Source organism: Streptomyces sp. NPDC002911 (assembly GCF_053591835.1).
In genome coordinates this window covers 17,590-43,550 of sequence record NZ_JBSFUO010000006.1, presented here as the reverse complement: position 1 = coordinate 43,550, position 25,961 = coordinate 17,590, and the positions used below count along the sequence as shown (strand labels likewise).

The 25,961-nt window shown below is 70.6% G+C and carries 25 protein-coding genes and 1 pseudogene; 14 read left to right on the top strand and 12 right to left on the bottom strand.

Features of this window, described 5'->3' with window-relative positions; genetic code table 11:
- Positions 1-8: 8 nt before the first annotated feature.
- Entirely contained in the window at positions 9-503 is a 495-nt protein-coding gene (locus ACWD04_RS11650) for a hypothetical protein (RefSeq protein ID WP_451130640.1), read from the bottom strand.
- A 105-nt stretch (positions 504-608) separates the two neighbouring features.
- On the opposite strand from ACWD04_RS11650, the gene ACWD04_RS11645 reads away from it, so the two are divergent.
- Together ACWD04_RS11645 and ACWD04_RS11640 are read left to right on the top strand one after the other, a co-directional pair.
- Entirely contained in the window at positions 609-944 is a 336-nt protein-coding gene (locus ACWD04_RS11645) for a YnfA family protein (protein ID WP_451130638.1), read from the top strand.
- A gap of 73 nt (positions 945-1,017) precedes the next feature.
- Positions 1,018-1,776 carry an SDR family NAD(P)-dependent oxidoreductase gene (locus ACWD04_RS11640; RefSeq protein ID WP_451130636.1) on the top strand — a complete coding sequence of 253 codons (759 nt, stop codon included), beginning with the start codon at positions 1,018-1,020 and terminating at the stop codon, positions 1,774-1,776.
- A 24-nt stretch (positions 1,777-1,800) separates the two neighbouring features.
- Here ACWD04_RS11640 and ACWD04_RS11635 read toward each other — a convergent pair whose 3' ends face one another.
- Complete coding sequence (locus tag ACWD04_RS11635) at positions 1,801-2,994, bottom strand: RtcB family protein (protein ID WP_451130634.1); 1,194 nt, start codon at positions 2,992-2,994, stop codon at positions 1,801-1,803.
- 171 nt (positions 2,995-3,165) lie between these two features.
- On the opposite strand from ACWD04_RS11635, the gene ACWD04_RS11630 reads away from it, so the two are divergent.
- The 3 genes from ACWD04_RS11630 to ACWD04_RS11620 all read left to right on the top strand — a co-directional run bounded on the left by ACWD04_RS11630 (position 3,166) and on the right by ACWD04_RS11620 (position 6,532).
- On the top strand, positions 3,166-3,984 hold the full coding sequence (locus ACWD04_RS11630; RefSeq protein WP_451130632.1) for a DUF3558 domain-containing protein: 819 nt from the start codon (positions 3,166-3,168) through the stop codon (positions 3,982-3,984).
- Positions 3,985-4,155: 171 nt separating this feature from the next.
- Positions 4,156-4,971: a DUF3558 domain-containing protein gene (locus ACWD04_RS11625; protein ID WP_451130630.1), complete on the top strand. Its 816-nt coding sequence runs from the start codon at positions 4,156-4,158 to the stop codon at positions 4,969-4,971.
- A 181-nt stretch (positions 4,972-5,152) separates the two neighbouring features.
- Positions 5,153-6,532, top strand: coding sequence for a DUF2637 domain-containing protein (locus ACWD04_RS11620; protein WP_451130628.1), 1,380 nt, complete (start codon positions 5,153-5,155; stop codon positions 6,530-6,532).
- Positions 6,533-6,603: 71 nt separating this feature from the next.
- On the opposite strand, the gene lysS is transcribed toward ACWD04_RS11620, so the two are convergent.
- On the bottom strand, positions 6,604-8,364 hold the full coding sequence (lysS, locus tag ACWD04_RS11615) for a lysine--tRNA ligase (protein WP_451130626.1): 1,761 nt from the start codon (positions 8,362-8,364) through the stop codon (positions 6,604-6,606).
- Positions 8,365-8,508: 144 nt separating this feature from the next.
- Here lysS and argS point away from each other — a divergent pair, with 144 nt between their 5' ends.
- Both argS and ACWD04_RS11605 read left to right on the top strand, forming a co-directional pair.
- The gene (gene argS / locus ACWD04_RS11610) at positions 8,509-10,278 is read left to right on the top strand and encodes an arginine--tRNA ligase (RefSeq protein WP_451130624.1); all 1,770 of its coding nucleotides are present in this window, start codon (positions 8,509-8,511) and stop codon (positions 10,276-10,278) included.
- Between the two features lie 245 nt (positions 10,279-10,523).
- A complete protein-coding gene (locus tag ACWD04_RS11605) occupies positions 10,524-11,750 on the top strand; it encodes a cytochrome P450 (RefSeq protein ID WP_451130622.1) in 1,227 nt (408 codons plus the stop codon).
- Positions 11,751-11,801: 51 nt separating this feature from the next.
- Here ACWD04_RS11605 and ACWD04_RS11600 read toward each other — a convergent pair whose 3' ends face one another.
- The 6 genes from ACWD04_RS11600 to ACWD04_RS11575 form a co-directional block, all read right to left on the bottom strand.
- On the bottom strand, positions 11,802-13,067 hold the full coding sequence (locus ACWD04_RS11600; RefSeq protein ID WP_451130620.1) for a cytochrome P450: 1,266 nt from the start codon (positions 13,065-13,067) through the stop codon (positions 11,802-11,804).
- A complete protein-coding gene (locus ACWD04_RS11595; protein WP_451130618.1) occupies positions 13,064-13,681 on the bottom strand; it encodes a GTP-binding protein in 618 nt (205 codons plus the stop codon). The genes ACWD04_RS11600 and ACWD04_RS11595 overlap by 4 nt, the downstream gene beginning before the upstream one ends.
- Positions 13,662-14,018, bottom strand: coding sequence for a DUF742 domain-containing protein (locus ACWD04_RS11590; RefSeq protein WP_451130616.1), 357 nt, complete (start codon positions 14,016-14,018; stop codon positions 13,662-13,664). The genes ACWD04_RS11595 and ACWD04_RS11590 overlap by 20 nt, the downstream gene beginning before the upstream one ends.
- A complete protein-coding gene (locus ACWD04_RS11585; protein ID WP_451131114.1) occupies positions 14,015-14,434 on the bottom strand; it encodes a roadblock/LC7 domain-containing protein in 420 nt (139 codons plus the stop codon). The genes ACWD04_RS11590 and ACWD04_RS11585 overlap by 4 nt, the downstream gene beginning before the upstream one ends.
- A gap of 120 nt (positions 14,435-14,554) precedes the next feature.
- Positions 14,555-16,321: an ATP-binding protein gene (locus ACWD04_RS11580; RefSeq protein WP_451130614.1), complete on the bottom strand. Its 1,767-nt coding sequence runs from the start codon at positions 16,319-16,321 to the stop codon at positions 14,555-14,557.
- Positions 16,322-16,779: 458 nt separating this feature from the next.
- Positions 16,780-18,261 (bottom strand): helix-turn-helix domain-containing protein, encoded by a 1,482-nt coding sequence (locus tag ACWD04_RS11575; protein ID WP_451130612.1) that lies wholly within the window; start codon positions 18,259-18,261, stop codon positions 16,780-16,782.
- Between the two features lie 393 nt (positions 18,262-18,654).
- On the opposite strand from ACWD04_RS11575, the gene ACWD04_RS11570 reads away from it, so the two are divergent.
- Positions 18,655-19,374, top strand: coding sequence for a DUF4232 domain-containing protein (locus ACWD04_RS11570; RefSeq protein ID WP_451130610.1), 720 nt, complete (start codon positions 18,655-18,657; stop codon positions 19,372-19,374).
- Positions 19,375-19,441: 67 nt separating this feature from the next.
- Here ACWD04_RS11570 and ACWD04_RS11565 read toward each other — a convergent pair.
- Together ACWD04_RS11565 and ACWD04_RS11560 are read right to left on the bottom strand one after the other, a co-directional pair.
- Positions 19,442-19,786 (bottom strand): annotated as a pseudogene (locus ACWD04_RS11565) (MarR family transcriptional regulator); the annotation flags it as partial.
- Positions 19,780-21,072, bottom strand: a complete 1,293-nt coding sequence (locus ACWD04_RS11560) for a lipase (RefSeq protein ID WP_451130608.1) — start codon at positions 21,070-21,072, stop codon at positions 19,780-19,782. The gene ACWD04_RS11560 and the pseudogene ACWD04_RS11565, both read right to left, overlap by 7 nt.
- Positions 21,073-21,241: 169 nt before the next feature.
- On the opposite strand from ACWD04_RS11560, the gene ACWD04_RS11555 reads away from it, so the two are divergent.
- The 3 genes from ACWD04_RS11555 (at position 21,242) to ACWD04_RS11545 (ending at position 22,813) form a co-directional block, all read left to right on the top strand.
- Positions 21,242-21,592: a hypothetical protein gene (locus ACWD04_RS11555; RefSeq protein ID WP_451130606.1), complete on the top strand. Its 351-nt coding sequence runs from the start codon at positions 21,242-21,244 to the stop codon at positions 21,590-21,592.
- Positions 21,593-21,649: 57 nt separating this feature from the next.
- A complete protein-coding gene (locus ACWD04_RS11550; protein ID WP_451130604.1) occupies positions 21,650-22,057 on the top strand; it encodes an SRPBCC family protein in 408 nt (135 codons plus the stop codon).
- 144 nt (positions 22,058-22,201) lie between these two features.
- A complete protein-coding gene (locus tag ACWD04_RS11545; RefSeq protein WP_351270615.1) occupies positions 22,202-22,813 on the top strand; it encodes a dihydrofolate reductase family protein in 612 nt (203 codons plus the stop codon).
- A gap of 65 nt (positions 22,814-22,878) precedes the next feature.
- On the opposite strand, the gene ACWD04_RS11540 is transcribed toward ACWD04_RS11545, so the two are convergent.
- Positions 22,879-23,196, bottom strand: coding sequence for a hypothetical protein (locus ACWD04_RS11540; RefSeq protein WP_451130602.1), 318 nt, complete (start codon positions 23,194-23,196; stop codon positions 22,879-22,881).
- A gap of 127 nt (positions 23,197-23,323) precedes the next feature.
- Between ACWD04_RS11540 and ACWD04_RS11535 the strand changes: the two genes are divergently transcribed.
- The 3 genes from ACWD04_RS11535 to ACWD04_RS11525 are packed head-to-tail and all read left to right on the top strand — an operon-like array spanning position 23,324 to position 25,958.
- On the top strand, positions 23,324-24,157 hold the full coding sequence (locus ACWD04_RS11535; protein ID WP_451130600.1) for a CPBP family intramembrane glutamic endopeptidase: 834 nt from the start codon (positions 23,324-23,326) through the stop codon (positions 24,155-24,157).
- A complete protein-coding gene (locus ACWD04_RS11530) occupies positions 24,154-25,302 on the top strand; it encodes a sensor histidine kinase (RefSeq protein WP_451130598.1) in 1,149 nt (382 codons plus the stop codon). The genes ACWD04_RS11535 and ACWD04_RS11530 overlap by 4 nt, the downstream gene beginning before the upstream one ends.
- Positions 25,299-25,958: a response regulator gene (locus ACWD04_RS11525; RefSeq protein ID WP_451130596.1), complete on the top strand. Its 660-nt coding sequence runs from the start codon at positions 25,299-25,301 to the stop codon at positions 25,956-25,958. Before ACWD04_RS11530 ends, ACWD04_RS11525 begins: the two co-directional genes overlap by 4 nt.
- The last annotated feature ends 3 nt before the right edge of the window (positions 25,959-25,961 follow it).

Genomic DNA, 25,961 nt, shown 5'->3' with positions numbered 1-25,961 from the left:
CCCCGGACTCAGAAGACGGAGGCGTCACCTGTGGAGAGGGCCGGCACCTCGTGCGTGTCGTTCCGCCGGTTCCGGTCGCTCGCACCGCCGTTCCACACGGTGTCCACCCGCACCACGACCTCGGCCGGTCTGCCCACGAGGCGCAGGCCGAGGCTGATGCGCCGCGCCTCCCCGGCCACGCTCAGCGGACCGGTCCCGCACAGCACCGTCCGGCTGCCGCTGCGCAGACAGGCCTCGGGCAGTCGCTGCCCGGCCACGAGGGGGACGGAGAAGCGCAGCCGCACGGTGGCGTCCGCGAGTGGTGACGGCCCCCGGTTCCCGGTACGCAGCTGGACCTCGATCCGCTCCTCGCCGAGCGAGACGCGTCCGTGGTGGAACACGTCCGCCTCCGGCGCGATCCCCCGCGCTGCCGGTTCGGCCACGGCGGACAGCCCCGGGCCCCCCACGACAGCCACTGCCGCAGCGGCGGCCACCTTCAGCACTGCTCCACGCATCACTCGCATGCGCCGGAACATACCGATGACCCACGAGACGTCCCTGCATGACGGCTGGTTCGCACGCCTCCCCCACTCGCACGGCCCACCGCGCCCGCGTGGCACGCTGCCCCCATGCTCCTCGCCCGTTCCGTCGCCCTCTTCGTCGTAGCCGCCCTCTTCGAGATCGGGGGCGCCTGGCTCGTCTGGCAGGGGGTGCGCGAGCACCGCGGCTGGATCTGGATCGGCGCGGGCGTCATCGCCCTCGGCGCGTACGGCTTCGTGGCCACCCTCCAGCCGGACGGTGACTTCGGCCGCATCCTCGCGGCGTACGGCGGAGTGTTCGTCGCGGGTTCGATCGCCTGGGGCATGGTCGCCGACGGCTACCGCCCGGACCGCTGGGACGTGACCGGAGCGCTGATCTGCCTGGCCGGCATGGCGTTGATCATGTACGCACCCCGCAACCACTGAACCCACCCCGTCCGGAGCGACGGAGCGCCCGCCTATCCTGGCCACGTACCGATCAGCTGTCCGAGGAGTTCGCATGGCCGCCACCCCCATCGCCGTCATCACCGGTGCGAGCAGCGGCATCGGCGCCGCGACCGCCAGGCAGCTGGCCGCCGCCGGATACCGCGTGGTGCTCACCGCACGCCGCAAGGACCGCATAGAGGCCCTGGCCGCCGAGCTCGCCGAAGCGGGCCACCAGGCGACGGCCTACCCCCTGGACGTCACGGACCGCGCGGCGGTCGACGAGTTCGCCACCGCGTTCCGGTCCTTGGCCGTCCTGGTCAACAACGCCGGCGGAGCACTGGGCGCCGACCCCGTCGCCACGGGCGACCCGGCCGACTGGCGCCAGATGTACGAGACCAACGTCATCGGCACGCTCAACGTCACCCAGGCCCTGCTCCCCGCTCTCACCGCGAGCGGGGACGGCACGATCGTGATCCTCTCCTCGACGGCCGGCCTCTCCACCTACGAGGGCGGTGGCGGTTACGTCGCCGCCAAACACGGCGAGCACGTGCTGGCGGAGACCCTCCGGCTGGAGATCGTCGGCACGCCGGTCCGGGTGATCGAGGTCGCCCCCGGCATGGTCAGGACCGAGGAGTTCGCCACCACCCGCTTCCGCGGGGACACCGAGAAGGCCGCCAAGGTCTACGCGGGCGTCGACGCACCGCTCTCCGCCGACGACGTGGCCGACACGATCACCTGGGCCGTCACGCGCCCCAGCCACGTCAACATCGATCTCCTGGTGGTCCGCCCCCGCGCCCAGGCCTCCAACTCGAAGGTCCACCGCACCCTCTGAATCATCCGGTGGGACGGAGCCGACTCAGCCCTTCACGCACACGACCTGCTTGAGCTTCGCGACGACCTGGACGAGGTCCCGCTGCTGGTCGATGACCTGCTCGATCGGCTTGTACGCCGCAGGGATCTCGTCCACGACGCCGGAGTCCTTGCGGCACTCCACACCCCGCGTCTGGTCCTCCAGGTCCTGCGTCGAGAACTTCCGCTTGGCCGCGTTCCTGCTCATCCTCCGGCCCGCACCGTGCGAGGCGGAGTTGAACGACTTCGCGTTGCCGAGGCCCTTCACGATGTACGAGCCGGTCCCCATGGACCCGGGAATGATCCCGAACTCCCCCGACCCCGCCCGGATCGCGCCCTTGCGGGTGACCAGCAGGTCCATGCCGTCGTACCGCTCCTCCGCCACGTAGTTGTGGTGGCAGGAGATGACCGGCTCGAACGTGACCCTGGCCTTCTTGAATTCCTTGCGGACCACGTCCTGGAAGAGGCCCATCATGATCGAGCGGTTGTACCCGGCGTACTCCTGAGCCCAGAACAGGTCGTTGCGGTACGCCGCCATCTGCGGGGTGTCGGCGATGAAGACCGCCAGGTCACGGTCGACCAGCCCCTGGTTGTGCGGAAGCTTCTGAGCCTGCCCGATGTGGAAGTCGGCGAGTTCCTTGCCGATGTTCCGGGAGCCGGAGTGCAGCATCAGCCACGCCGATCCGGCCTCGTCGAGACAGAACTCGATGAAGTGGTTTCCGCTTCCCAGGGTCCCCATCTGCTTGGTGGCACGCTCCTGACGGAATTTGACCGCATCGGCGATCCCGTCGAACCGCGACCAGAAATCGTCCCAGCCGCTGGTCGGGAAGCCGTGGAGCTTCCCCGGGTCGACCGTGTCGTCGTGCATCCCCCGGCCCACCGGAATCGCCTGCTCGATCTTCGACCGGAGACGCGAGAGGTCGCCCGGCAGGTCGTCGGCCGTGAGCGACGTCCTCACCGCCGACATCCCGCAGCCGATGTCCACGCCCACCGCGGCCGGGCAGACGGCGCCGTGCATCGCGATCACCGAGCCGACGGTCGCACCCTTGCCGAAGTGGACGTCCGGCATGACCGCGAGGCCCTTGATCCAGGGCAGCGTGGACACGTTCCGCAGCTGCCGCATCGCGACGTCCTCGACCGACGCCGGATCCGCCCACATACGAATGGGAACCTGCGCACCCGGTATCTCTACATACGACATAACCCCTCGATTCCCCCGAAAAGACTGAAAGTGCAAAACCGGTGGCGAGGTCGGCATAAAGGTCGGCCGACCGGCATTCACAGCGGCACGTGCGATAGACATTGTGTCCATCGGCCGCTATCGAGCGGCAACCCGTTTTCGTACCGAAGGGAGCCTGGGACCGTGCGACACATGGCGTACGTACCCGGCGTCGCGCTTCTCGCAGCGGTCGTCGCCGGCTGCAGCGCCGGCTCCGACGCCGACGACCCCGCCGCCGACAGCAAGCCGGGCAGCCCGACGGTCACGGCCGCGCCTCCCGGGAAGTACCGGACGCTGCCCGAATCCTGCCGTGCCGTACCGCGTTCCACCCTCAAGGACCTGCTGCCCGGCACCGCCGACCTGCCGGAGGAGCAGCAGGAGAAGGTGTACGAGGGCACGGCCACCGTCACCTACGACACCGACCGCAAGGTCGGCTGCCGCTGGAAGTCGGACGCCCCGGACGCCTCCCGGAATCTGTCCATCGACTTCGAACGCGTCGTGTCGTACGACCCCGCGGTGAGCGACGACGACCGCGCCCAGGAGGTGTACACGAAGAGGGAGGACGCCGCTGCCCTCCCCACAGCGGCGGGGGCCACCCCCAGCGAGAAGCCCAGCGGATCGGCCTCCGCGTCGCCCGGTGCCACGCCGTCCGGCTCCCCGGGCGGCACAGCCTCCGCCACGTCCTCGGCCGACCCGTCCGGCAGCACCACGGCGGTCGACCCCGAAGAGGACCTCCGGCCGCGACTGCTCGACGAGCTCGGGGACGCCGCTTTCCTGGACGATGCGCTCACCCGGGCGGGCTCCACCGCACAGCACCGCACCGTGAGCGTGGTATTCCGCACATCGAACGTCATCGTGACCGTCCGGTACACCGAGCAGCCGGCCCGCGTCACCGAGGTCCCGGACAGCAGGGAACTGCAGGAGAAGGCCCAGGCCCTGGCACGGAAACTGGCCGAGACCCTCAGCGACTAGCCGGCCCCCGAGGGGGCACGGCCGGGACCTCTGGCACACCTCGGGGCTTCCGGCCGAAGGCGGCATACGGTCGCGGTCCGTCGTACCGTGGCCCCCGACCGACGTACCGACCGCTGCACCGCCCGACCGTCCGCACGACCGAGACCGCCGTGCCGTCCGAGTGAAGGAATCATGCACCGATCAGCCCCGCGACTGTCCCGCATACTCGCCTGCGCCGCCGTTCCGGTGATGCTCGTCGTCGCCGGCTGCTCGTCGGACTCCGGCGACGCGAAGGCCTCGGACTCCTCGGCCTCCCCGAGTGCGAAGAAGACCGAGCCGACCGTCGAGCCCGCGAAGTTCGACGCGCTGCCCGACGCCTGTACGTCGATCGGCAAGAAGACGATCGAGGACCTGGTCCCGAAGACCAAGAACAAGGGCGGCACCCCCGGCAAGTCCAGCGACTCCGCGAGCCGCGGCGGCTGCTCCTGGAACGGCCTGGACGACAACGGCGTGAAGGGCTCGCAGTACCGCTGGCTCGACGTCGGCTTCACCCGCTTCGACTCGGACCAGTCCATGGGCAGCGGTGCGAAGCGCGCGACCGACGAGTACACGAAGCAGGTCGCCAAGGCGCAGGCGGCCGAGGGCGCCGAAAAAGCCGCGGCCAAGCCCGCCACCGGTCTCGGTGAGCAGGCCACGTCCGTCACGTACGGCCTCGCCAAATCGAGCGAGGACTTCGAGTACGCGACGATCGTGGCCCGCACGGAGAACGTCGTCGTCAACGTCACCTACAACGGGGCCGGGTTCGCGGGCGCCAGGACGCCCTCCGCCGCGGACATCCTCAAGGGTGCCCAGAAGGCCGCCGAGGAAGCCGTCGCCGCGGTCGGCGCCGACAAGTCCTCGGCCTCCCCTTCCGCCAAGGCGTCGTCCTCCGCGTCGTCCTCCGCGTCGGACAAGGCGTCGGACACGTCGTCCGCCAAGTCGTCCGCGAAGGCCGGCGCCGAGTCCTGACCCGATGCCGGCGGGAGCGTGAACTCCCCGGCCCGGAAACGCCTTACCGAAGCCCGGTGCTCCCACGAGTACCGGGTTTCGGCCCCTCCCCACGCAACACACCCGGCCGGCATGTGCCAGGCTGTGCCCGCGCCGGGTGCCGAAGTGGAGCCGGTTCGTCGAAGTCGGGAGGGGATCGCGGGTGGCCGCAATGCAGCTGACACGCACACACCGCGTACTCATCGGGGTCGTCGTCGCCGGCGCCGTGCTCATCGCGGCGATCGGTTTCGCGGGATCGTACGCAGCCGTGCGTGAACTCGCGGAGGAGAAGGGCTTCGGCGAGTTCTCGGTCGTCTTCCCGATCGGCATCGACGCGGGCATCTGCGTCCTGCTCGCGCTGGACCTGCTGCTGACCTGGATGCGGATACCCTTCCCGCTGCTGCGTCAGACCGCATGGCTGCTGACCGCGGCGACGATCGCCTTCAACGGCGCCGCCGCCTGGCCCGACCCGCTGGGCACCGGCATGCACGCGGTGATCCCCATCCTGTTCGTCGTCGCCGTCGAGGCGGCACGGCACGCGGTGGGCCGGATCGCGGACATCACCGCCGACAAGCACATGGAGGGCGTCCGCCTCACCCGCTGGCTTCTCTCCCCCATCCCCACGTTCAAGCTGTGGCGCCGGATGAAGCTGTGGGAGCTGCGCAGTTACGAGCAGGTCATCAAGCTCGAACAGGACCGGCTGATCTACCAGGCCCGCCTCCAGGCCCGCTTCGGCCGCAACTGGCGCCGCAAGGCGCCCGTCGAGTCGATGATGCCGCTGCGTCTGGCGAAGTACGGTGTCCCGCTCGCGGAGACCGCCCCGGCCGGCCTCGCCGCCGCGGGCATCGAGCCGGCCCTGCTGCCGCCGGCCCCCGCAGCCGTGAAGACCGAGCAGCACCCCCAACTCCCGTACGTCCCGCAGCCGCAGGAACAGCAGGAGCAGCAGGAGCAGGAGCAGCAGGAGCAGGACCCGCAGCGGGAACAGACCGCCCCGTACGACCAGCGGCAGCACCAGCAGCGAAACGCTCAGCAGCAGTACCCCGAGGAAGGCCCCGGCTCGCACGTCAGCCCCTGGTTCGCGTCCCCCAAGGTGCCGGACGAGGCGTACGAGGGCTCGTACGACCCGGCGTACGACCCGGCGTACGACCCGGCGTACGACGAGGGCACGGAGCACCCCCCGGTGATGATCCCGTCCGGCCCGGGCGGCCGGACCCGCCCGCTCGGCAACGTGGGCACGATCGACGGGTTCCCCCACCCGCGCAACGGTTCACCGGCGCCCGACGAGCAGCAGGAGCCGGAACCCGACGGGCAGCAGGAGGCCGAATGGGCCGAGGACGAGGCCCGGTTCAGCAAGCTCGCGTACGCGGCGTACGCCGAGTACACACACCAGCACCAGACCCACCCGAGTGCCGAGGCGCTCGACATCACCCTCTCGGACGTCCACAACGTCCACCACCCGCGCAGCACCGCTCTGCTCCGCCGGCTGCTGCCCGGCTTCAAGCAGCGCTTCGACAGCGAGATGGCCGCGGACCACATCGCCTAGGGCGGAGTCGCAGACGGACAGAGGAAACGGGCGGGCCGCTGGGCGGCCCGCCCGTTCTCGCCCTGGTGGTGCTACGCCCCGAGCAGCGTCCGCACCCGGTCCGCCCCGACCGCCAGGAGCAGCGTGGGCAGGCGGGGCCCGGTGTCCCGGCCGACGAGCAGCCGGTACAGCAGCGCGAAGAAGGAGCGCTGGGCCACCTTCAGCTCGGGCGTCGGCTTGGCGTCGGGCTCCAGGCCCTCCAGCACCTTCGGTACGCCGTAGACGAGCGTGGTCAGCCCGTCCAGCGACCAGTGCGAGTCGAGCCCTTCCAGCAGCAGCCGTAGCGACTCGCGGCCCCGCTCGTCCAGGGAGCCGAGCAGCTCCTTGTCCGGCTCGTCGCGGACGATGGTGCGGGCCTCGGCCGGGACCTGGGTGGTGATCCAGCTCTCGGCGCGGTCGAGCCGGGGCCGCGCCTCGTCGAGCGAGGTCAGCGGGTTCTCCGGGTCCAGCTCGCTGAGGATGCGCAGCGTCTGGTCCTCCGCACCGGCCGTGATGTCGGCGACCGAGGCGAGCGTGCGGTAGGGCAGCGGACGCGCGGTGCCGGGCAGCTCACCGGCGGCCGTGCCGACGGCCCGCGCGTAGGCGGCGGCGTCGGCGGACAGCACCGACCCGTCGGCGACCTTGCGGGCCAGAGAGTCCCACTCGTCGTACAGCCGCTGGATCTCCTGGTCGAAGGCGATCTTGAAGGACTGGTTGGGCTTGCGGCGCGCGTACAGCCAGCGCAGCAGCGGCACCTCCATGATCTTGAGGGCGTCGGCCGGGGTCGGCACGCCGCCCTTGCTGGAGGACATCTTCGCCATGCCGGAGATCCCGACGAACGCGTACATCGGCCCGATCGGCTGGACACCGTCGAAGATCTCGCGCACGATCTGGCCGCCGACGACGAACGAGGAGCCGGGCGAGGAGTGGTCCACGCCGCTGGGCTCGAAGATCACGCCCTCGTAGGCCCAGCGCATCGGCCAGTCGACCTTCCAGACGAGCTTGCCGCGGTTGAACTCGTTGAGGCGGACCGTTTCGGCGAAGCCACAGGCCGAGCAGGTGTAGTTCAGCTCGGTCGAGTCGTCGTCGTAGGACGTGACGACGGTGAAATCCTTCTCGCAGTTGCCGCAGTAGGGCTTGTACGGGAAGTAGCCCGCGGAGCCGCTGCTGCCGTCGTCCTCGTCGGCAGCGCCGGAGCCCTCCGCGGCCTCCAGCTCGGCCTCGTCGACCTTCTTCTGCTGCGGCTTCCCGCCCTTGGGGCCCGCCGCCCCGTCCTTCTTGGTGCGGTAGCGGTCCAGGACGTCGTCGATGTCGCCGCGGTGCTTCATCGCGTGCAGGATCTGCTCGCGATACGTACCCGCCAGGTACTGCTCGGTCTGGCTGATCCCGTCGTACTCCACGCCGAGCTCGTCCAGCGCCTGGGTCATCGCGGCCTTGAAGTGCTCGGCCCAGTTCGGATACGCCGACCCGGCCGGGGCGGGCACGGACGTCAGCGGCTTGCCGATGTGCGCCTCCCAGGCCTTCTTGTCGACGCCCTCGATGCCCTCCGGCACCTTGCGGTAGCGGTCGTAGTCGTCCCAGGAGATCAGGTGCCGCACGGTGTGACCGCGGCGGCGGATCTCGTCGGCGACGAGGTGCGGGGTCATGACCTCGCGGAGGTTGCCCAGGTGGATCGGGCCCGACGGGGACAGGCCGGAGGCGACGACGACCGGTTTGCCAGGCGCACGTCGCTCCGATTCGGCGATGACATCGTCCGCGAAGCGGGAGACCCAGTCGGTCTCGGTGCTGCTCTGACTCGAAGCCACGGTCGGCACGTCCTTCTCTCGTGTAGGACTCGCAGGGGACGCCCACGGGGGGCACGCCCATTCTCCCAGGTACCGACCGCAGCGCGAAAACGGCTTTACGCCCCGTGGGATACTGGGGTGATCCTTGTCCTCTACCGAAACGGCAGCCGGCTCATGGCTTCGGTCCCTTCCCTCGCTTCCACGCTCCAGCAGCAGCTGGCGGACGCCCTGACGGCAGCTCTGCCGGAGGCCGGCACCGCGGACCCGCTGCTGCGCCGAAGCGACCGGGCCGACTTCCAGGCCAACGGCATCCTCGCCCTCGCCAAGAAGCTCAAGGGCAACCCGCGCGACCTGGCATCCAAGGTCACTGCGGCCCTTCCGGCGGGTGACCTGATCAAGGACATCGAGGTGTCCGGCCCCGGCTTCCTGAACGTCACGCTCACCGACGGGGCGATCATCCGGACGCTCGCCGAGCGGGCCGCCGACGCCGACCGGCTCGGTGTCCCGTTGAAGTCCGCCGCGGGCACGACCGTCATCGACTACGCCCAGCCGAATGTGGCCAAGGAGATGCACGTCGGCCACCTGCGGTCGGCGGTCATCGGTGACGCGATGGTCCAGATCCTCGAATTCACCGGGGAGACCGTCGTCCGGCGCCACCACATCGGCGACTGGGGCACCCAGTTCGGCATGCTCATCCAGTACCTCTTCGAGCACCCGGGCGAGCTGCAGCACGAAGGCGGGGAAGCGGACGGCGAGGCGGCGATGTCGTCGCTGAACCGCGTCTACAAGGCGTCACGGGTCCTGTTCGACTCCGACGAGGAGTTCAAGGCACGCTCCCGTGACCGGGTCGTCGCCCTCCAGGCCGGTGACCCGGAGACGCTGGCGCACTGGCAGCGCTTCGTCGACGAGTCGAAGATCTACTTCTACTCCGTCTTCAACAAGCTCGACATGGAGATCGACGACCCCGACATCGTCGGCGAGTCCGGGTACAACGACATGCTCGAGGAGACCTGCCGGATCCTGGAGGAGACGGGCGTCGCCGTCCGCTCCGAGGGCGCGCTGTGCGTGTTCTTCGACGATGTGAAGGGCCCGGACGGCAACCCGGTCCCGCTGATCGTCAAGAAGACGAACGGCGGCTACGGCTACGCGGCGACCGACCTCTCCGCGATCCGCGACCGCGTCCAGAACCTCAAGGCCGACACCCTGCTCTACGTCGTGGACGCCCGGCAGTCCCTGCACTTCAAGATGGTCTTCGAGACCGCCCGCCGCGCCGGCTGGCTGAACGAGGACGTCAAGGCGCACCAGCTGGCCTTCGGCACGGTCCTCGGCAAGGACGGCAAGCCGTTCAAGACCCGTGAGGGCACCACCGTCCGGCTGGAGGACCTCCTGGACGAGGCGGTCGAGCGGGCCACCGCGGTGGTCCGGGGAAAGGCCGAGAAGGTGGGCCTGACCGAGGACGAGATCGTCGGGAACGGCCGGTACGTCGGCGTCGGCGCCGTGAAGTACGCGGACCTGTCGACCTCCGCCGTGCGGGACTACAAGTTCGACCTGGACCAGATGGTGGCGCTGCACGGCGACACGTCGGTCTACCTCCAGTACGCGTACGCGCGGATCCGGTCGATCATGCGCAACGCGGGCGACGCGAAGCCCGCCGCGCATCCGGAACTGGACCTGGCCCCGGCCGAGCGCGCGCTGGGCCTGCACCTGGACCAGTTCGGCGAGGTCCTGGCCGAGGTCGCCGAAGGGTACGAGCCGCACAAGCTGGCCGCGTACCTCTACCAGCTGGCCTCGCACCTGACCACGTTCTACGACCAGTGCCAGGTGCTCAGCCCGGACAACGCGCCAGAGGTCGTCGAGAACCGGCTGTTCCTCGTCGAGCTCACCGCCCGCACCCTGCACCAGGGCATGAAACTGCTCGGCATCAGGACGCCCGAGCGGCTCTGACCTTTCACGGACGGCGGACGGCCCCGCATCACACCTCATCGGTGGGTTGCGGGGCCGTCCGCGACACGGTCATCCGGCGACACGAACCCGGACGCCGGCCAGGGCGGTGAACCGGACACCGGTCGCCGTCAGATACGTCGGCCGAGGGCGGTTTTCGGCCAACAGGGGCGCCGACGGGGCTGTCCCGTCCGGCGGTTGATCAATAGCCTGGAGCGGTAGATCAGCTGCTGATCCGAGGGAGTCCCATGTCCACCGCGCAGCACGTGCCCGATATTCTTTCGCCCGAGTTCGCAGCGGATCCCTATGCGGCCTACCGTGCGATGCGCGAAACCGCGCCCCTCGTCTGGCACGAAGCCACACAGAGTTACATCATCTCGCGCTACGAGGACGTCGAGCGCGTCTTCAAGGACAAGAGCAGCGAGTTCACCACCGACAACTACGACTGGCAGCTCGAGCCCGTGCACGGGAAGACGATCCTCCAGCTCAGCGGCCGTGACCACGCCGTGCGCCGCGCCCTCGTCGCCCCCGCCTTCCGCGGCAGCGACCTGCGGGAGAAGTTCCTGCCGGTCATCGAGCGCAACTCGCGCGAACTCGTCGACACCTTCCGGCACACCGGCTCCGCCGACCTGGTCGCTGACTATGCCACCCGCTTCCCGGTCAACGTCATCGCCGACATGCTGGGCCTCGACAAGGCCGACCACACCCGCTTCCACCGCTGGTACACGGTTGTCATCGCCTTCCTCGGCAATCTCTCGGGCGATCCCGCGGTGGCCTCGGCAGGAGAACGGACCCGCGTCGAGTTCGCCGAGTACATGCTGCCGATCATCCGTGCACGCCGTGAGAACCCGGGCGATGACCTGCTGTCCACGCTGTGCGCCGCCGAGGTCGACGGCGTGCGGATGAGCGACGAGGACATCAAGGCGTTCTGCAGCCTGCTGCTCGCCGCCGGCGGCGAGACCACCGACAAGGCGATCGCCGGCATCTTCACGAACCTGCTGCTCCACCCCGACCAGCTCGCCGCCGTCCGCGCGGACCGCAGTCTGATCCCGCGGGCCTTCGCCGAGACCCTGCGCTACACCCCGCCCGTTCATATGATCATGCGGCAGTCCGCGACCGAGGTGACGCTCAGCAGCGGCACCATCCCCCCGGGCGCCACCGTCACCTGCCTGATCGGCGCCGCCAACCGGGACGAGAACCGCTACCTCGACCCCGACCGATTCGACATCTTCCGCGACGACCTCACCACCACGACCGCCTTCTCCGCCGCCGCCGACCACCTCGCCTTCGCGCTCGGCCGCCATTTCTGCGTCGGCGCCCTGCTCGCCAAGGCCGAGGTCGAGACCGGCGTCAACCATCTGCTCGACGCCATGCCCGACGTGCGCCTCGCCGACGGCTTCGACCCCGTCGAGGAGGGCGTCTTCACCCGCGGACCGCAGGCCCTGCCGGTGCGCTTCACCCCCGCGACAGCCTGACCACGCCACGGCCGAGGTGGTGGGCCCCCGCCGGGGGCCCACGTGCCCGGCCTACTGCACCACCGGCGTGAACTGCACCGGGAGCGCTGTCAGCCCTCGCATCCAGATCGACGGACGCCAGGTCAGCTCCTCCGGCTCCACCGCCAGCACCAGGTCCGGCAGCCGCTCCAGCAGCGTCTCGACCGCCGTCCGCGCCATCACGTCCGCCAGCAGCGGGGCCGGATAGGGGCAGCGGTGCTCGCCGTTGCTGAACGACAGGTGCGCGGCGTTCTCCGCGCCCACGTGTGCCTCCGGCCAGATCTGCGGATCGGTGTTGGCCCCGGCCAGCCCCAGCACCAGGCAGTCACCGGCCCGGATCTGCCGCCCGCCGAGCTGAGTGTCCCGCACGGCCCAGCGCCCTATGTAATTCTGCGTCGGCGTGTCCAGCCACAGCGTCTCGTTGAGCGCCTCACCCACGCTGAGCCGGCCGCCCGACACGTTCAGGGCGAACCGCTCGTCCGTCAGCAGCAGCCGCAGCGTGTTGCAGATCCAGTTCGCCGTCGGCTGCTGTGCCGCGGCGATCACCGCGGTCAGGTCCTGGACGACCTCCTCGTCCGTCAGCCCCGCCGGGTGCAGCAGCATGTGTGACGTGATGTCCGGACCGGGGTTGGCCCGCTTGTCCTTCACCAGCTGCCGCAGCCGCTCGCCCACGCGCGCGTACGCAGCCACCGGGTCGTCGCCCGCCGCCGCGTCCAGCGAGATCCGCAGGTCGTCGACGAGCTGAAGGGTGTCCGCGCCCGAGGTGGGCATCCCGCACAGCTGCACCACGGCCCGCATCGGCAGGGCGTGCGCGAAACCGGACATGAGCTCCGCCCGGCCGCTGCCCGCGAAATCGGCGATGAGCTGGTCGGCGATCAGGTGGCAGTCACGGGCCAGCTCGAACTGGTCGACCTCCTCCAGCGCCTGAGTGATCACCCCGGCGCGCCGCCGGTGCTCGTCGCCCTCGGTGAACAGCACCGACGGCTGGTACCCGACGAACGGCAGCAGCGGCCAGTCCGGCGGGATGTTCTCCCACTGGTGCCAGCGCCGGGAGTCCCGAGCGAACAGCTCGTCGTGGTCGGTCACGTACGTGACCTCGGCATAGCCGAGCACCAGCCAGGCCGGGATGTCCCCGTCGAGCAGCACCGGCGCGACCGCGCCGTGCTCCCGGCGCAGCGCGCGGTACAGCTGCGACGGGGTCTGCTGGTACTCGAGCCCTCCCAGGCGCAACACGTCGGCGGCGTGAGCGGGGCAGCCCGGCGGAGCCGGGTTCGCGGAAGAGGAACCGGGGTCGGTCACGGTGTCGCCTCCTGGGCCATGGCCATTTCGTAGAGGTGGTCCACGAGGGTGATCAGCACGTCCTTGCCGGACTCCCTGACCCGCGCGTCGCAGTCGACCATCGGTACGTGCTCAGGCAGCGCGAGCGCCTGTCGGATCTCGTCCAGGGAGTGCCGGGTGGCGGCGTCGTCGAAGCGGTTGACGGCCACCACGAACGGCGTCCGGTGGTGCTCCAGCCGGTCTATCGCGTACCAGGAGTCGTTCATCCGGCGCGTGTCCACGAGCACCACCGCGCCCAGGGTGCCGGAGAAGAGCCTGTCCCACAGGAACCAGAAGCGTTCCTGGCCCGGCGCGCCGAACATGTACAGCACCATGCGTTCGTTGAGACTGATCCGCCCGAAGTCGAACGCCACCGTCGTGGTCGTCTTCGCCGCCACGCCGCCGGTCTCGTCGACGCCGACGCCTGCCTGCGTCATCACCTCCTCGGTGTTCAGCGGCCGGATCTCGCTCACCGAACGGACCAGGGTTGTCTTGCCGACACCGAATCCGCCCACGACGACGATCTTCAGGCCGGTCTCCGCCGCGTCGGCCAGGGGCGTGCGGTGGGAGGGCAGCTCAGAGATTGCGGAGCCCATGGAGCACCTCCTTGAGAAGGTCGGAATCGGGGAGCGAGGCGGCGGACCGCGCCGCAGGCGGGTGGCGGGCGGTGATGCGGCCCATGTCGAGCAGGTCGCCGAGCAGGATCCGCACCACCGTGATCGGCAGTTTCAGCTCCGCGGCGATCTCGACCACAGCCGTCGGGTGCTGGCACAACTCCAGAGTCCGGGCGTGCTCCGACTGCATTCCCGACGTGGGCCGGCACTCGCTGACGACGAGGGTGACCAGGTCGAAGAAGTCGTCGGCGCGACTCCGCCCGCCCGTGACCGTGTAGAGCCGGTCGGGGTCACCGGTGTCCACGGGCTTGCGTATCACGATGCGGGACTTTCTCGGACGAGGTGTCGGGGCTCGGCTCGCAGATGCTCGCCGATCTGCTCGACCAGCTCCGTCATCTGATGGCCCACCACGCCGGGGTCGGCGTCCTCCTCGGCGACGACCGCCAGGTGCGCCCCTTCGCCGGCTCCCACGATGAACAGCAGGCCGCCGTGGAACTCGGTCATGGAGTGCCGGACGCCGCCGGTCCCGTCGCCGAACTCCATGGACGCGCCCTGGGCGAGGGCCTGGATGCCGGAGCAGATCGCCGCCAGCTGGTCGGCCCGGTCGAGCGTCAGGTGCTCGGTCCAGCACAACTTCAGGCCGTCCCGCGACAGGACCAAGGCGTGCCGTGTGCCGGGTGTGCGCTCCACAAGGCTCTGCAGGAGCCAGGTGAGGGTGTTGTCGGTGGTCTGCATGCTGGGTGACGGGACGGTGGTGCCCGGCTGACCGGTCACCGGCCCGTTCCTCCAATCTCACGAACTCGAGCGGGAAAGTGTGCGCCCAGGACCTCGGGCGCATACGGGAAGCACGTCGGGCTACGGGGCGGCCGGCGGTTCGGACCCGGGCCGGGCACCAGGGCCGGCGGTGCCGCTTCCGGACTGGCGTCCGCGATGGAAGGCGCCGAACCGCGAACCCGCGTCGCGTGCCTGGCGCTGCTTCGGCGGGCCGCTGTCCGCCGCCTCGGACGCCAGCCGACGCTGCTCGCGCTCCTGCTCCGCCTCGGCCATGGTGCGGCCGGGGGGACGGACGGGCAGTCCGTTCGGCGTGGAGACGGCGGGTTTGCGGTCCCGTCCCTGTTCGGGCAGCTCCGGCCGGACGGCGGGACGCTCCGCGACGGCGGGGTGCGGGGCGACGCCGGTCGTCGGAACCGGGGCCGCCGGCGCGGCGGGGGCGGGGCCTGGCGTGGTCACGGCCACGGCGGCCGGGCGGCGGGACGCCTCGCGTGGTGCCGAGTCACGCTGCTGAGCGAGCAGTTGCGGGGGCAACAGGACGACGACGCCGGTACCACCGTGTGACGAGGGGCGGTAGTTGACGCTGATGCCGTGCTTCACCGCGAGTCGTCCGACCACGGTGAGGCCGAGCCGGGTGCCCTGCAGCGACGCAAGGTCGGTCATGCGGCCGGCCACGGCCTCCTCGGCGCGGCGCATCGCCGCGCCGGCCATCTTCAGACCGCTGTCCTCGATGGTGACGACGATGCCTGCGCTGCGCTGCTCGACGTAGACGTTCACCACGTCGATGGGCGGGGAGAAGTTCGCGGCGTTGTCCATCAGCTCGGCGAGCAGGTGCATGACGCCTTCGGCGGCGAAGCCGGCGATCGCGGCGGTGGTGGAGCAGTGCAGTCGCACCCGCTGGTAGGCGGCGATGCGGCCGACGGCGCCGCGCAGGATGCTTTCCATCACGATCGGCTTGTTCCAGGCACGGCTGGACCGGCCGCCCATGAGCAGCGCCAGCCGGTCGGTCATCAGGCCGAGCTGGGAGGTGCCGTGGTCCAGCTTCAGCAGGTCGCCGAAGACCTCCTCGCCGTGACGTTCCTGCATCTCCCGTAGGTCGGCGAGCATGCTGACGGCCTTGGCCTGGACACGGCCGAGCGCCTTGGCCGAGGCGGCTTGCGCAGCGGCGGCGCGCCGCTCGCTGCGGGCGAGTTCGCGGATGACGGTTTCGGCCGGGGTGCGGATCAGGGGCAGCAGCGGCATGTCGAGTCCGGAGAGCACCGTGGCGGCGGACCGGCCCTCGCGCAGTTGGGCGACCGCGGCGGGCAGCACCTCCTGCGCGACCCGTTCCATCTCGGTCTTCATCTGGCTCAGCTCGTGCCGGGCCTGTCGGAGCTCGCCGTCCAGGGCGGCCGCGTGCTGCGCGCCCTCCTCGAGTGCGGTGGCGAAGGTGTGCGTGAGCCGGCGCAGCTGCGGGTCTGCCGGCACCGGGGCGCTGCCCAGCGCGTCGGCGACGCTCGTGCCGTCCTGCAGCCGCTTGGCCACGGCGGGCAGCGTCACGTTGACCAGGTGCGCGGTCTCCGCGGACAGCCACGCCGCCTGCGTCTTGAGACCGCCGTTCTCCACCTCCTGCGCGGCGACTGTGCGCCCCGCACGCTGGACGAGCCGACGGGCGGCAAGGACGGCGACGGCCACGCACACCCAGGCGGCGGCGGTCACGGTCAGCGTCCAGATACGGGCGTCGGACGGCGCCAGGGCGACCGCTGCACCGGCAGCCGCAGCACTCACCGCCAACGCGGTCAAGGGGACGGCCGGCGAGGTGTGCGGCACCTTCGGCGATCGGTGCTGACTGGGCGGTGCAGGCACTGGCATTCCGCGGTCCCTCGGTCCGTAACAACAGGAGAAACAGGACGGCCGACACACGACGGCCGCAGGTCGTGAAGGCCGTCGCCGAAGGGGACGGTGATCTTCCAACCGAGTACTGGCTCATGCTAACCATCAAGCCTGGCAAGAAAATATGACTGACTGCGCAGTCAGCTCATGACCCGAATTTGGCGCGAATCCCGTACGTGCGGAAACCGCCGTGGTAAACGGTGCGTCATTCACCGCCCAGCACAGCCGAATGCGCAGATTTGGAAAAGATGGGGCATCAATATGACGGAGACGCACACCCTTTAACGCATCAACACTTCACGCCGCCCGCCAGTTTTCAGCCAGCTCAACCACCGGCGACCTATGAGTGAGACGCCCAAAAGTCCGATACCGGACGGCTCGAAGCAGCACGCCGCGTGTGACCGGCGAACGGACGGGCCGCCGCGTCATCCCCTCCGTCACTGCTCCCGCAGCTCCCACTGCGCCGTGTCCCACTGATAGGAGTACGACGGCCGGCCGGAGAGGCTGCTCGTACGGAAGGGCCGGCCCCCGTCGTCGATGCGCAGCACCCCGCTCTGCTCGCCGCTGGTCCACTGCAGTTCCAGGTACCAGGCCACGTCGTGTTCCTCCACGTGAGCGTCGATGCGGAACACCTCCACGTCCGTGGAACTCACCTGGTACGGGAATGCCGTCGCCGGGACCACCGTATCGCCCTGCTTCCCCGCGACGGGCTTCGCCAGGGGCAAGCCGTCGTCGAGGTCGATCGCGAAGGACTGCGGGGTGATTCCGCTCCCGCACCCCTCGCCCATCGAGTACGCGCTCCGGTCGAGCGCCGGGTTGCGGCCCACGATCCGGACGTTCAGTTCCTTCAGCACGACGGCCTCGGCCGAAAGGCCCTGGACGGTGACTTCCAGCTTCAGGTCTCCACCGTCCACCCCGCCGCGCGCCCGCGCCCAGCTCCGCGAGTCCTGCGGGTCCGGGGGCTTCGGGACGTCGTCCGGGTCCTGGTGGAGCAGGTAGTACTGCCCGCAGGGCGATTCCCAGTTGTATGAACTGATGGTCGCGCTCACGGGCACGGCGCTGCCGCTCACCGGCCCCTTGGCGGACGGCGAGGGCTTGGCGGTGGAGCCGCTCCCCGCCGACGCCGAAGCCCCTGCCGACGCCGACGCCGATGCCGATGCCGAAGCACTGGCACTGGCCCTCCTGCTCGGCTTCCCGGTCCCGTGCCCACTCACTCGGCCGCTGGGGACAGCCTGCGCGTGACTGGGTGCCGCGTCCGTCCGCCCGTCGCCGTCAGCCGGCCCGTCGTCGCCGAGGACATGTACGGCGAGGGCCGCGGGCACGGTGAGGGCCACCACCGCCACGGCGGTGAGCAGGACGCGCAGCCGCCCGGTGATACGGCGGCGGGGAGGAGAAACGGCACCTGACCGGGAGCCCTCGGGAGTCACGTCCTCGGTGACGGGCCCCGTCGCAGGGCCCGTCGCGGAGCCCGCTCCAGTCCCTTCCGGGGACTCCGCTTCTGCTCGTGCCCGCGCTTCCGCTTCGGTCTGCTCGGGTGTGGGGGGCAGGGCAGGGGTCGCAGGGGCGCCCGGCGCTTTTGATGTGGTCGGAGCTTCGAACACTTCAGGCTCTTCAGGCGCGGCTGGATCAGGGGCGGCGACCGCTTGACCCGCCTCCGGCTTCCGCGCCGCCCGCCTCTTCGCCTCGTCGGCCAGGATCCACTTGCGGTGCAGGGCCATCAACTCGTCGGACGACGCCCGGCACACCCGCGCGAAACGCTCGACGGGTGCGTAGTCGTGGGGAACGGCATCGCCGTTGCAGTAGCGGTGCACGGTCGAGGTGCTCATGTGCAGCTTCTGGGCGAGCGCCCCGTAGCTGAGACCGGACCGGTCCTTCAGCCCTCTCAGCAGCGCCGCGAAGTCCTGGATCTCTGTACCCACCCCGACCGTTCCCTTCTGTTCCTTCCCGGAACGGCGTCCCAGGCAGGTGATATTCGCGCAGGTCAGAGGGCATATGAGCGTTCCAGCGTCCCGCATGCCCTGGCAGCCGTTGCCACGGAAATCCGGGTCGGGAATGGTTGTGAACACACCGCGGCGATTCCCCGCGACTCGTACATCCCACCCTTACCCGTCCCGGGAGCCGCCGTGCGTACTCGACCTGAACTCAGCCTGACCGACGCGGTCGCCACGGGAGTGCTGATCGCCTGCATCGCAGTCGTCATCACCCTCCTGTAGCGCCTCTGATCGCACGTCAGTGACCAGTACACCCGCCCGCACCGCAGGGCGCCAAACGGCGCCCCGGGCACCGACCACTTCCAACGGGGAGAAACTCTCATGCGTAACCTTCGCTTCCGCCGCGCCGCCCGCACCTCCGTCCTCGGCACCGCCGCGCTGATCGCCGCCCTGTCCCTCACCGCCTGCCAGAGCGGTGAGCCCGCCCCGGCGGCGTTCGACGGGGAGGCCGCTGCCGCCCAGGAGCCGGCCTCCGGCACGTCGGAGGCCCCGGCGTCCGACACGGGCAAGGAGACGGCCGGTGGCGCCGGCACCGCTGGTACCACCGGTTCCGGATCGGGCACCGCCAAGGATTCCGGTTCCACCGATGCGAAGCCTGCGTCGAAGCAGCAGAAGCCGGTCAGCGACGCCTGCACCGATGCGAACACCGAGCTCGCGATCACGAGCGTCCCGCGCCCCGTCAACCACATGCTGCTCACGGTGACCAACACCGGTTCGACGGCCTGCAACGCCTACTACTACCCGACCCTGCGCTTCGGCGAGGCGCAGTCCGTCCCGCCGGTCATCGAGGAGAGCCAGCCCCAGGCCGTCGTCACCCTGTCCCCCGGCCAGTCCGCCTACGCCGGCATCAGGACCTCGTCCGCCGACGGCAGCGGCACCGACGGCTACTCCACCACCGACCTGGAGGTCGGCTTCCAGAACGTGGACGCGGGATCGGCGGGCGGCACCGTGAGCGTGCCGCTGGGCGAGGAGGTCTACGTGGACAGCACGCTGGCCGTCACGTACTGGCAGACCGAGATGGATGACGCTCTCATGCACTGACGGTTCGTGTACTGACCTACGCATCGGGCGTGGCACCGGAAGGCCGGTGCCGCGCCCGATCGTGCGTTTACCGACGGGATGGGTCCGGTTCCGTGTGGAGGACGTCTCGGGCCTGATCTGCGGCGCGCATGATGCTCTCGGTGACGAACGCCATGAAGCGGGCGATGTTCTCGAGGCGGGTGGCGGCCGGGGTCCCGGAGCCCAGGATGCCGACACCCTGCTCCGCGGTCTCGACTGTCTGGGCGCTGGACCGGGCGCCGGCGCCCATGGACTGGTACCAGACGTCGTTGTCGACGATGTAGCGATCGCGGCGGCGTTCGTCCCTCTCCCGCCGGATGAAGGCCTGCTCCTCCAGGTATGCGACCGCCTTGGAGACGGAAGCCGGGCTGACCTGGAGGCGTTGGGTCAGCGCGTGCGCAGCTCCCCGAACCAGCGGACGATCGCCGACGTGGCCGCGACATTGGACCCCAGGTGACGGGACCCCTGGTGGTCGACCGCGCCGAGGTCGACCACCGGGGCGTCCACGCCGTTCCGGTGCAGGGCCGCTCTGCAGTGCTCGGTGTTGGCGGTGACGGCCTGCTCGTCCCCGGAGGCCATGTACAGCCGGACCGGGGCTTCCGGCACCCAGTCGGTGCACACGGCGTCCGTCGTGCGCAGGGCGTCGGCCAGAGCCCCTGCCGGATGTTCGAGCAGTGCGCGGCCCCGATCGGTCAGGAGCTCGTCCAGGGTGTCCGGAAGGCCCGCCATCAGCTGCTGCCCCGTGTGCACGCTGTCGAACAGTTTCTCGATGTCCTCGGCCTCGTCGAAGACCTCGCCGGGGCTGTCGTAGACGGGGTGCAGCCGGTCGAAGGCCACCAGCGTGTACGCCGCGTAGATCACGGCGGCCTTCGGGCCGACGTCGCCGCCTGCGAACAGCGCGGGCAGCTCCGTGCCGCCGAAGTCGTACGCGCCGCTGACCGGCGCCAGCGCGCCCAGCCTGAACCACGAGTCCTCACCCGCCTCCAGCGCCCTGCCGAGCCCCAGGGCCGCCGACGCGCCCTGCGAGAAGCCGGTCACCAGTACGTCCCGCGCCAACGTGTGCCCGGTGCGGGGAGCGAAGGCGCGGGCCGCACGCAGCAGGTCCAGGGAAGCCGTGGTCTCCGAGTCGATGTCCATCCAGGGGTGCAGGCCGGGCCCCGTGCCCATCCCCAGGTAGTCGGGGGCGACTCCCACCGCCCCCGCCGCGGCGTGCGCGATGACCGGGGCGGCCACGAACGCGGCGCGCTGCATGGACGGGGAGTCGATCTTGTGGCTGCCGGTGCCGTGCGCGAAGGAGACCGCGCGTAACCGTCGCTCGTCCGTGAGCGGCAGCACGAACAGCCCGCTCGCTGTGGTGGGCCGGTTGTGCGCGTCGACGGTCCGGTAGACCAGCCTGTAGGCGACCACGCCGTGCCGGGCGGCGGCTCCGTCGAACCCGGCCGCCGCCAGTTCGTCGGCAACGTCCCCAGGAGTGGCGAGGGTGTACAACTTGTCGGCGGAGATCAGCGTGCCCCGCCCCTGGTGCTGGGCCTGCTCGTGGGCGAGGGGCGGCGCGGCCACGGCGGCGGTCGCCGCCGACCCGCCCAGCAGGAGCGCACAGCAGAGTGCGGCGAGGGACGCCCTCAGTCGGCGGGACCGAGGCCGGACGGCCGGAGGGGCCGGCACTGCGAAGACGGTCATGGTGCTCCCGGGTGAGTACGGATACCTGCCCGTTCAGCCTCACAAGAGGTACGCGGATCCACAGTGCGGCGGGCCCCCGGGCTGTCCCTGGGGCTGTCCCCCGAACCGGCGCCTCTTCTGAGTACGCCCACTCATGTGCCCCCGCACGGGCCGGAGTTGACTGTGACGCATGTCGGACGACCTCCTGAATCCCCGCGCCCCGCACGCCTGGGCCGGGCCGCTGATCTCCACGCTCGTCACGGTGCCCGCAGCGGTCCTCGCCCTGTTCTTCGGCGGCCTCTCACCCATGGCGTGCGACTCCTGCAACGGCGCGCGGGCGGACCTCTTCACCGACTCGTGGAACATGGGATGGGCCGTCCTCTGCACCGGACTCGTCCTGGCCCTCGTCTTCCTCGTGGCGAGCTGGGCCCTGCCCTGGCGGCAGCGTCAGGCCGCGACCCGGGTGCTGCTCTGCACGGCCGCGCCCGGCGTCGTCGTCGTCGCTGTCGTGGCGTTCATGGTCTTGGTCGACTGGCCGTGACGCGGCCGACCGATTCGTTCAAGTCGATGACACCGGTGGTCGGCTAGCGTCGCCGCCATGACCCCTTCCGATACCGAATCCCGCCACCTCGGCATCCGTATCGACCGCCCCGTCGGGGAGGTCTACGCCTACGCGTCGGACCCCTCCCACCTGCCGGAGTGGGCGGCGGGCCTGGGCAGGTCGATCGAGGAGATCGACGGACGATGGATCGCCGACTCACCCATGGGGCGGGTCGTGGTCGCCTTCGCGCCCAAAAACGGCTACGGCGTACTCGACCACGACGTGACCCTGCCGTCGGGCGAGACCGTCCACAACCCGGTCCGGGTGATCGCCGACGGCCCCGGCTGCGAGGTGGTGTTCACCCTGCGCCGCCGGCCGGGCATGAGCGCCGAGGAGTTCGAGCGCGACGCCGCCGCCGTGTCGGCCGACCTCGCGACGCTGAAGCGCCTCGCGGAAGAGCGCTGACGATCCGGGCCGCCCCAGGCGGTACCCCGACCCCGGGACGGCGCTCCGTGAACCCGCCGCGGGGTGACCGATGAGTCCCGGCACCACACGAAGTCTGACGGGGGTGGGGAGATGTCTCCCCACCCGAGAGAGAGACGGTGCGCGATGAGATTGGTACTGCAGGAGTTCCTGTCGCTGGACGGCGTCTCCCAGGGACCCGGGTCACCGGACGAGGACACCAGCGACGGGTTCACCCGGGGCGGCTGGTTCGTGCCACACCTGGACGAGGCGTTCGAGCGGGTGGCCACCGGCTGGCTCAGCCAGGCGGACGCGTTCCTGTTCGGCCGTCGTACGTACGAGAACTTCGCCCGCGACTGGCCCACGATGACCGACCACCCGAACGCCGCCCTTCTGAACGGCGCGCCGAAGTACGTCGCCTCCCGGAGCCTGACCGAGGCGGGCTGGGACCCGACGACGATCCTGTCCGGCGACGTCCCCGCCCAGGTCGCCGAGGTGAAGCGGCTCCCCGGCCGCGAGCTCCAGATCCACGGCAGCGCCCGGCTCGGCCAGTCCCTGCTGGCCGCCGGCCTGGTCGACGAGTTGCGTCTCGCGATCGCCCCGGTGGTCGTGGGCAGCGGACGCCGCCTGTTCCCCGACGGCGGCACCCCGGCCGGTCTGCGCCTGCTGCGCAGCGAGACGACACCCGGCGGGATCGCGGTGCACGTCTACGAGTCGACGGGCCTCCCGCAGTACGGAACGTACGGGGCCGACGCGTAGGGCCAATCATTCGGATCATGCCGGGCTCGCGGGGCCTGGTGCCGGTCACCGGACTCCTGGACGTGTCAGAGGAAACGTGAACTGGCCACCGGGCCCGAGGACGTCAGCCGGTCCCGGTCGCCCCGGAGCCAGGTGCCCCGTACGGCCGAGACGAAGTCCGTGAGCCTCTCGACGGGGTCGGCGGGCGTCTCCCCGTCCCCGGCGTCCGGTGCCGGGTCGGCGCCCACGATCTCGGCGGCGATCTCCGCCTCCGGCCGCCTCCGTCGAGGCGCTCCCAGGCCGGAGCCAGTTCGGGGGACGTCGGCCGGAGCCTCCTGCGCGAGAACATGCCGGTGATCATCGCCGCAACCGGAGCCACCCACAACCGAATCGAACCGGCTCATGGGGCCGTCTGTCCCCCACGCGAGCTACGGCCAGGTGTCCACCGTGAGGTGACGATTCCCGGACGCCGTCTCCGTAGCGTTCGAGGCACCGCGGCACCCCGGCCGCGGCCCCGGAGAAGGAGTGTTCATGAGGTTCGTCCGGCAGTTGCTGGCCGTCGTGGTGGTCACCATGATCGGCGGTCTGGTCGTCGCCGCCCTGGAGGGCAACCCCTGGATCCAGCTCGTCCTCGGACTCCTGACCTCCGTGCTCGCCGTATTCGTCTACAGATGGGTGGTGCGGAAGACCGAGCACCGCCCGTCGACCGAAGTGGCCCGCAAGGGGGCCGGGTCCGCGATCGGCCGGGGGATGCTGATCGGCGTCGCCATGTTCGGCGCCGTCATCACGAACATCTACGTCAACGCGCACTACGAGATCAACGGTCTGGGCTCGGTCACCGGCGCCCTGGGGCTGGTCGGCTTCATGGCGGCCGCCGCCGTGACGGAGGAACTGCTCTTCCGAGGCGTCCTGTTCCGCATCATCGAGGAGTACACCGGCACCTGGATCGCGCTGACGCTGACCGCGGTCGTGTTCGGCGCCTCGCACCTGCTGAACCCCCATGCCAGCCTGTGGGGCGCCCTCGCCATCGCGATCGAGGCCGGCGGCATGCTCGCCGCCGCCTACGCCGCGACCCGCACCCTGTGGTTGCCGATCGGCCTGCACTTCGGCTGGAACTTCGCGGCAGCCGGCATCTTCAGCGCCGAGGTCTCCGGCAACGACACCCCGCAGGGACTGCTGGACACCATGACGTCGGGCCCGACATGGGTCACCGGCGGCGACTTCGGGCCGGAAGGCAGCGTGTACGCGGTGCTGTTCGGCGTGCTGGCGACGATCGGATTCATGTGGCTGGCCCGCAAGCGCGGCAACCTGGTGCCCCGTCGGCGCGCCGACCGGGTCGCCGCCCCCACTACACTTCCCCGATGATCGGACGTTCGCGGATCCAGGAACTGTGGCGCCGGTCAGGTGCCACAGTCTGGTACGTCCCGCTCGCGGCGGTCCTGTTCGCCGCCTCGCTGGTGTACCACGACAACGGGACGGAGCTCGGCGGCCTGCCGACCCGCCCCTTCGACTTCTTGGCCTTAGCGGCGATCGCCCTCCAGTGCCTCCCGCTCGCCGGTCGCCGCCGGTGGCCCGTCCTCTGCTTCGCCCTGGTGGCGGCCGGCTTCGCCGTCGACCAGCTCCGCGGCTACCACTCGCTCGCGGGCATGGCGCTGCCCATCGCGCTGTTCAGCGTGGGCTCCCACCTGGAACACCACAGGCGCACCACCGCGATCGCCGTCTCCGTGGCGTACGTTCCACTGGCGGTCGCGCTCCACCGGATCGGACCGGGCGAACCACCGAGCGAGTTCGTGACGTTCTACCTTGCCGTGGCACTCGCCTGGGGCGTCGGGACATGGGTCCGTCACACCCGGGCCCTGGAGGCCGAGCACCGCCGCCGCGTCGCCGAGGACACCCGCACCGCCGAACGCGCCCGCATCGCACGCGAACTCCACGACGTGGTGACCCACCACGTGACGGCGATGGTCGTCCAGGCCGAGGCGGCCCGCTATCTGACCGCCCACCCCGAGCGCCTCGACCAGAGCCTGACAGCCGTCACCGACACCGGCCGCCGGGCCATCACGGATCTGCGGCACCTGCTCGACCTGCTCAACCCCGACCACGGCACCGAGCCCAGGACCCCGGCCGCCGGCCGCTTCCTCACGCTCGTCGAGCAGACACGCCGGGCCGGGCAGCTCGTGGAGTTCACCGAGGAGGGCACCCCGGCCGAGTCGACCGGCAGCGCCGGCCTCGTGGCCTACCGGGTGGTGCAGGAATCCCTGACGAACGCCCTCAAGTACGCTCATGGCAGCCGCACTTCGGTCCGGGTGCACCACCGCGAGAAGGAGATCACCGTGGAGGTAGGCACGGACGGCTCCGGCTCGAAGGCCACGCTCACCGGTGGAAGCGGGCGCGGCCTGGCCGGCCTCCGCGAACGGGTCGGCGTCCTGGGCGGCGACTTCAGCGCGGACCGGCAGCCGGACGGCGGCTTCACCGTCCGGGCCCGCATACCCTCCGGGAGCCCCTCGTGACCACGCCGATCCGGGTCCTGATCTGCGACGACCAGGTACTGATCCGCACCGGGCTCGCGACGATCATCGACGCCCAGCCCGACCTCGAGGTCGCGGGCGAGTGCGGAGACGGACAGGCCGCGGTCGACCTCGCCGCGAAGGTGCGCCCGGACGTCGTGGTGATGGACATCCGCATGCCGGTGCTGGACGGCATCGCGGCCACCCGCCTGCTGGCCGGCGCCGGAGTACCGCACCCGGTCAAGGTGCTCGTGGTCACGACGTTCAACCTGGACGAGTACGTCTACGAGGCGCTCCGCGCGGGCGCCGGCGGCTTCCTCCTCAAGGACGCCCCACCGGACCGGCTCCTGCACGGCATCCGGACCGTGGCGGCGGGCGCGGCCCTGCTGGACCCCGAGGTGACACGCCAGCTCGTGGGCCGCTACGCCGCCCGGATCCGCCCCACCGAGGACAACGGCCCCGACATCCCGCTGACCCCCCGCGAACTGGAGGTCCTGCTCCTCATCGCGGACGGCCTCTCCAACAGCGAGATCGCCGGAACCCTCGTGATCAGCCGGGAGACGGTCAAGACCTTCGTCTCCCGCATCCTCACGAAACTCGGCCTCCGCGACCGCGTCCAGGCGGTCGTCTACGCCTACCGCCAGGGCCTGGTGTCCTGAGCG